The following is a 6,205-nucleotide window of genomic DNA, read 5'->3' on the forward strand; positions in this document are numbered from 1 at the left end:
CGACGGGCACGTCGTGCACGAGGGCGACACCGTCGCGATCGACGGCGGCACGGGCGAGGTCTTCCTCGGGTCGGTGCCGGTCGAGCCGTCGCCCGTGAGCCGCTACCTCGACGAGGGCCTGGACGCGGCGCTCGCGCAGGCGCCCGACGACGACACGCGCGAGCTCGTCCGGTCGGTCGACCGCCTGCTGCGGCACGCCGACGCGGTGCGCCGCCTGCACGTGCACGCGAACGCCGACACGGCCGCGGACGCGGCGCGCGCCCGGCGGCTCGGCGCGCAGGGCGTCGGGCTGTGCCGCACCGAGCACCAGTTCCTCGGCGAGCGGCGCGTGCTGGTCGAGCGCGTGGTCCTGGCGGACTCCGACGACGAGCGGGCGTCCGCCCTGGAGGCGCTCCTGCCGCTGCAGCGCGCCGACTTCGTGGGCCTGCTCACCGAGATGGACGGCCTCCCGACGACGATCCGCCTCCTCGACCCGCCGCTGCACGAGTTCCTGCCCGACCTCACCGACCTGTCGGTGCGGGTCGCGCTCGCGCACGAGCGCGGCGAGGACGCGGCCGACGACGAGCGGCTCCTCGCCGCGGTGCGCCGGATGCACGAGGCCAACCCGATGCTGGGGCTGCGCGGCGTGCGGCTCGGGCTCGTCGTGCCCGGGCTGTTCGCGCTGCAGATCCGGGCGATCTGCGAGGCCGTCGTCGAGCGCCGCGCCGCGGGCGGCGACCCGCGCGCCGAGATCATGGTGCCGCTCGTCGGGTCCGTGCAGGAGCTGCGGCTCGTCAAGGACGAGGCGCGCGCGATCATGGCCGACGTCGCCGCCGCTGCGGGCGTCGACCTGGACCTGCCCGTCGGCGTGATGATCGAGCTCCCCCGGGCCGCGCTCACCGCCGACCGGATCGCCGAGGAGGCCGCGTTCTTCTCGTTCGGCACCAACGACCTCACGCAGACCACGTGGGGCTTCTCGCGGGACGACGTCGAGGGCGCGTTCTTCGCGCAGTACACCGAGAACGGCGTCCTGACCGTGTCGCCGTTCGAGACGATCGACGCGCGCGGTGTGGGACGGCTCGTCGAGATGGCCGTGACCCTCGGTCGGCAGACCCACCCGGGCCTCCCGCTCGGCGTGTGCGGCGAGCACGGCGGCGACCCGGAGTCGATCCGGTTCTTCCACGACGCGGGCCTCGACTACGTGTCGTGCTCCCCGTTCCGGGTGCCGGTCGCCCGGCTCGAGGCGGGGCGTGCGGCGGTCGCGGAGGCGGGCGTGGACGTGCGCTGAGCGGTCACGCCCGCGGGGTCCTGACCGGCGGCCGAGCGGCGAGCGACGGTCAGGACCAGCGGCCCAGGCGCTGCGCGAGCAGCGCGAGCGCGACCGGCCCCGCCGTCGACGTGCGCAGCACGTGCGGGCCGAGCCGCACCGCGCGGGCGCCCGCGTCGACGAGCAGCGCGAGCTCGGCGTCGCCGATCCCGCCCTCGGGGCCGACCACGACGAGGCACTCGCACGTGCCGTCGCCGTCGGCCGGGACCGGCAGCACGACGTCCGCGATCGGCTCGCTCGCCTCCTCGTGCAGCACGAGCGCCGCTCCCCCGGCGGCCACGACGTCCCCGACCCGTCGGGCGAGCGCCCGGGAGTCGACGGCGGTGCCGACGTCGGGGACGCGCGCGCGGCGCGACTGCTTGGCGGCCGTCCGGACCGTGCCGAGCCAGCGGGCCCGGCTCTTGGCGGCCCGCTCGCCGCGCCAGACGACGATCGACCGGTCGGCCTGCCACGGCAGGACGCCGTCGGCACCGACCTCGGTGGCGGCCTCGATCGCGAGCTCGTCACGGTCGCCCTTGGCGAGCGCCTGCACCAGCACGAGCGCGACCGCGGGGGCCGGCTCGACCACGACGTCGTCGACGCGCAGGTGCACCCCGGCCGACGAGACGTCCTCGACGACCCCGACCAGGCGCACGCCGGCGCCGTCGACGACGTCGACCCGCTCGCCGGGCGCGCGCCGCTGCACGACGCCCGCGTGCCGCCCCTCGGCGCCGTCGAGCAGGTACGCGTCGCCCGCGCGGACGCCGGACAGGCTGCCCGGCTCGGCGAGGAAGACGGGTGCGCTCACGTCAGCGGCCCGCGAGCTTGTCACGGAGCTTGGCGAACACCCCCGAGCTCGACGTGGCGAGCCGCGACTCGGGCCGCTCCTCGCCGCGCAGCGCCGCGAGGCGCCGCATCAGCTCGGCCTGCTCCTCGTCGAGCCCGGTCGGCACCTGGACCTCGACGTGCACGTGCAGGTCGCCGCGCCCCGGCTGGTGCAGGTGGCCGACGCCCAGGCCCTTGATCGTCACGACCTGCGCGGGCTGCGTGCCGGGCCGCAGGTCGACCTCGTGCTCGCCGTCGAGGGTGTCGAGCGTGAGCACCGTGCCCAGCGCGGCGGCGGTCATCGGGACCTGCAGCGTCGCGTGCAGGTCGTCCCCGCGGCGCACGAACGTGTCGTGCTTGCGCTCGCGCACCTCGAGGTACACGTCGCCGGACGGCCCGCCCCCAGGGCCGACCTCGCCCTGGCCGGTGAGCTTGATCCGCGTGCCGGTGTCGACGCCCGCCGGGACGTCGACGCCGAGGGTCCGCCGCGACCGCACGCGCCCCTCGCCCGAGCACTCCGGGCAGGGCTCGGGGATCACGGTGCCGAACCCGTGGCACGCGGCGCACGGCTGCGTCGTCATGACCTGGCCGAGGAACGAGCGCGCGACGCGCTGCACGGACCCGCGGCCCTGGCACACGCTGCACGTCTGCGGCGACGTGCCCGGACGGCAGCACGAGCCGCCGCACGTCGGGCACAGCACGGCCGTGTCCACCGGGACCTCGCGGTGCACCCCGAACGTCACCTCGGTGAGGTCCAGGTCGAGGCGCACGAGCGCGTCCTGGCCCCGGCGGGCGCGCGGGATGGGCCCACGCTGCGCCCCCGCACCGGCCGCGGCGCCGAAGAACGTCTCGAAGATGTCCTGGAAGCCGAAGCCGCCACCCATGCCGCCGCCGGGCGACGCGGGGTCGGCCCCGAGGTCGTAGGCGCGGCGCTTCTCGGGGTTCGACAGCACGTCGTAGGCGCGCGAGACGTCCTTGAAGCGGTCCTCCGACGCCGCGTCGGCGCCGGCCACGTCCGGGTGGTGCTCGCGGGCGAGCTTGCGGTACGCCTTCTTGATCTGCTCGGGCGTGGCGTCGCGCGGGACGCCGAGGATCTCGTAGTAGTCGGTCACGTGAGGGTGCGCTCGCTTCCGGTGCTCGGGCAGGCGGTGGGACGGGCCGGGGACGCCGCGGGGCGGCTCACCCGGCGAGGATGCGGGTCAGGTACCGGGCGACGGCCCGCACGGCCGTCATCGTCCCGGGGTAGTCCATGCGGAGCGGGCCGATCGAGCCGACCCGTGCGAGCGACGTGCCGCTCTCGTCGCCGTAGCCCGTCGTGACGAAGCTCGTCTCGAGGAGCCCTTCGTGCTGCGTCTCCCGGCCGATGCGCACGCTGACAGCGGCCTGGTCCTCCGCCATCTCGGACAGCAGCCGGAGCAGGACGACCTGCTCCTCGAGCGCCTCCAGCACGGGGCCGATCGTGTGCGAGAAGTCGGTCCCGCCCGCGCGCGCGAGGTTCGCGGTGCCCGCGAGGACGACGCGCTCCTCGCTCTCCTGGGCGAGCGTCTCCTCGACGACCGCCACGACGGCACGCACGAGCGCCGCGTCCTCGGGTGCGAACGCGGCGTGCAGCTCGCCGAGCGCCTCCGGGAGCTCGGAGAGCCGGCGGCCGGTCGCCGCGACGTTGAGCCGGGCACGCAGCTGCGCGAGGACCGCCTCGTCGAGGTCGTGGTCCTGCTCCAGGGTGCGCTGCTCGACGCGGCCCGTGTCGGTGATGAGGACGACCAGCAGGTGGCGCGCGCCGACGGCGACGAGCTCGACGTGCCGCAGCGCGGAGCGGCGCAGCGACGGGTACTGCACGACCGCGACCTGCCCGGTGAGCTGCGCGATGAGCCGCACCGCACGGTCCACGACGTCGTCCAGGTCGACCGCGTGGTCGAGGAACGACCCGATCGCGCGGCGCTCCGGCGCCGACATGGGCTTGATCGTCGTCAGGCGGTCGACGAAGAGCCGGTAGCCCTTGTCGGTCGGCACGCGGCCCGCCGACGTGTGCGGCTGGGCGATGTACCCGCCCTCCTCGAGGGCCGCCATGTCGTTGCGGATCGTCGCGGGCGACACGCCCAGGGAGTGCCGCTCGACCAGCGCGCGCGAGCCGACGGGCTCACGCGTCGCGACGTAGTCCTCGACGATCGCCCGCAGCACGTCCAGCCGACGGTCCTCGCTCACGCTCGCCTCCTCCGACCTCGTCGCACCCGCCTGGTCCACCGGCGCTCCCGGCAGTCGGCGCAGCGGTCCGCCCGCCTGGTCCGCGGGTAGCACTCGCCACGCCCGAGTGCCAATCCTACGCCGCGCGGCCGACGTGCCCGCAGTCGTGCACGGCCTCGCCCTAGAGTGCCCCGGTGACCCAGGACCGCTACGGCTCGGACGTGCTCGGGGGCTCCGGCTCCACCCACCACCGCCCGCCCCGCACGTCACGGCCGCAGGCCGCCGACGCCGGGCTGGTCGTCGAGGAGGTGACCAGCGGCTGGGTCGGCGCGGTCGTCCGCGTGGAGAAGTCGGGCGGCATGCACGTCGTCGTGCTCGAGGACCGCCGCGGCCGGACCCGCACGTTCCCGCTCGGCCCGGGGTTCTGGGTCGACGGCGAGCCCGTCGAGCTCGTGGCGCCCGTGCGCGCGACCGCACCGGCGCCGCCCACGCGCACCGCGTCGGGCTCGCGCGCGGTGCACGGCGCGCAGGCACGCGTGGCGCGCGGCAGCCGGATCTGGGTCGAGGGCAAGCACGACGCCGAGCTCGTCGAGAAGGTGTGGGGCGACGACCTGCGCCTCGAGGGCGTCGTCGTCGAGCTGCTGGACGGCGTCGACCACCTCGCCGACGCGGTGCGCGACTTCGCGCCCGGCCCGGGCCGCCGGGTCGGCGTGCTCGTCGACCACCTCGTGCCCGGGTCCAAGGAGAGCCGGATCGCGGCCGAGGTCACGCGCACCGCACCGGCGGGGACGGTCCTCGTCCTGGGCCACCCATACGTCGACGTCTGGCAGGCGGTCCGGCCCCAGCGGCTGGGCCTGGACCGGTGGCCGACGATCGAGCGCGGCACCGAGTGGAAGAAGGGAGTCCTGCGCGAGCTCGGCTGGCCCGCCGACGAGCAGGCCGACGTCGCCCGGGCGTGGCAGCGGATCCTGCGCAGCGTCCGCACCTACGCCGACCTCGAGCCGAGCCTGCTCGGCCGCGTCGAGGAGCTCATCGACTTCGTCACCGCGTGACGACGCCCCGGCCGGGCGGACCGGTCGGGGCGTCGTCGGGCGCGTCGGTCACGTCGGCGCGACGCCGACGCCGTGCGCGTCAGGGCGCGATCGGCTCACCCAGCAGCCGCCGGTACAGGTACGACGTCGCGACGAGCACGACGGGCAGCGCGACCAGCAGGCCGATGCCGCACAGCACGGCGCCCGCGACGAGGATCAGGCCGCCGACCAGGTAGAACAGGATGGTCGTCGAGAGGTTCGCGGTGATGAGCTGGATGCTCGAGCGCACCGCGTCGACCGGCTGGAGCTGCTTGTCGATGACGAACCACAGCGTGAACACCACGAGGAAGTTCACCGCGACCGACACCAGCCACCCGATGACCGGGATCCACGCGACGAGCCCGACGACGAGGTTGATCGCCGCGAGCAGCAGCGCCGCGAGGACGACCAGGCCCGAGTTCTCGAACGAGAAGAAGTCGCCGAGACGCGCCGGCCGGCCGTACGTGAGGTTGAGCGACACCCGGATGAACGCGGCCTGCACGAGGTAGGCCAGCAGCCAGAACGCCGTCGTGATGATGAGGTAGCCGAACGAGAAGCCGAGGCCCATGCCGCTCGGCACGCCGTCGCCGTCGGGGTCGGCGAGCCCGGCGAAGCCGCCGAACACGAGCGACACGAGGAACAGCGCGACCGCCGCGATCGCGACCCAGATGAGCGACGCCGCGATGAAGACGCCGCCGTTGGTCGTGAACTTGCCCCACCCGTACGACAGCGCCTCACCGATCGGCGTCGTCGGCGACGGCGCCGGGTAGCCGCCTGCGGGCGGCGGGTAGCCCCCGGGCGGCGGGTACGCACCGGCCGGCGGGACGGGCGGCGCCGGCGG

The 6,205-nt window shown here is 75.5% G+C and carries 6 protein-coding genes; 2 read left to right on the plus strand and 4 right to left on the minus strand.

The features are described 5' to 3' along the window. The coding region (locus tag CBZ_RS12660) for a putative PEP-binding protein (protein ID WP_307720758.1) at window positions 1–1,267 on the plus strand (1,267 nt) is incomplete at its 5' end. Between the two features lie 49 nt (window positions 1,268–1,316). On the opposite strand, the gene CBZ_RS12665 is transcribed toward CBZ_RS12660, so the two are convergent. The 3 genes from CBZ_RS12665 to hrcA form a co-directional block, all read right to left on the minus strand. Continuing rightward, window positions 1,317–2,093 (minus strand): 16S rRNA (uracil(1498)-N(3))-methyltransferase, encoded by a 777-nt coding sequence (locus CBZ_RS12665; protein WP_130781893.1) that lies wholly within the window; start codon window positions 2,091–2,093, stop codon window positions 1,317–1,319. Between the two features lies 1 nt (window position 2,094). Then, the gene (dnaJ, locus tag CBZ_RS12670; protein ID WP_130781894.1) at window positions 2,095–3,222 is read right to left on the minus strand and encodes a molecular chaperone DnaJ; all 1,128 of its coding nucleotides are present in this window, start codon (window positions 3,220–3,222) and stop codon (window positions 2,095–2,097) included. Between the two features lie 67 nt (window positions 3,223–3,289). Beyond that, window positions 3,290–4,315 carry a heat-inducible transcriptional repressor HrcA gene (gene hrcA, locus CBZ_RS12675; protein ID WP_130781895.1) on the minus strand — a complete coding sequence of 342 codons (1,026 nt, stop codon included), beginning with the start codon at window positions 4,313–4,315 and terminating at the stop codon, window positions 3,290–3,292. A gap of 173 nt (window positions 4,316–4,488) precedes the next feature. Here hrcA and CBZ_RS12680 point away from each other — a divergent pair, with 173 nt between their 5' ends. Then, a complete protein-coding gene (locus tag CBZ_RS12680; protein ID WP_130781896.1) occupies window positions 4,489–5,346 on the plus strand; it encodes a DUF3097 domain-containing protein in 858 nt (285 codons plus the stop codon). A 79-nt stretch (window positions 5,347–5,425) separates the two neighbouring features. On the opposite strand, the gene CBZ_RS20925 is transcribed toward CBZ_RS12680, so the two are convergent. Then, window positions 5,426–6,205 (minus strand): hypothetical protein (locus CBZ_RS20925; RefSeq protein WP_218022763.1); only part of this gene is annotated, 780 nt, incomplete at its 5' end.

This window comes from Cellulomonas biazotea, from assembly GCF_004306155.1.
GTDB lineage: Bacteria > Actinomycetota > Actinomycetes > Actinomycetales > Cellulomonadaceae > Cellulomonas > Cellulomonas biazotea.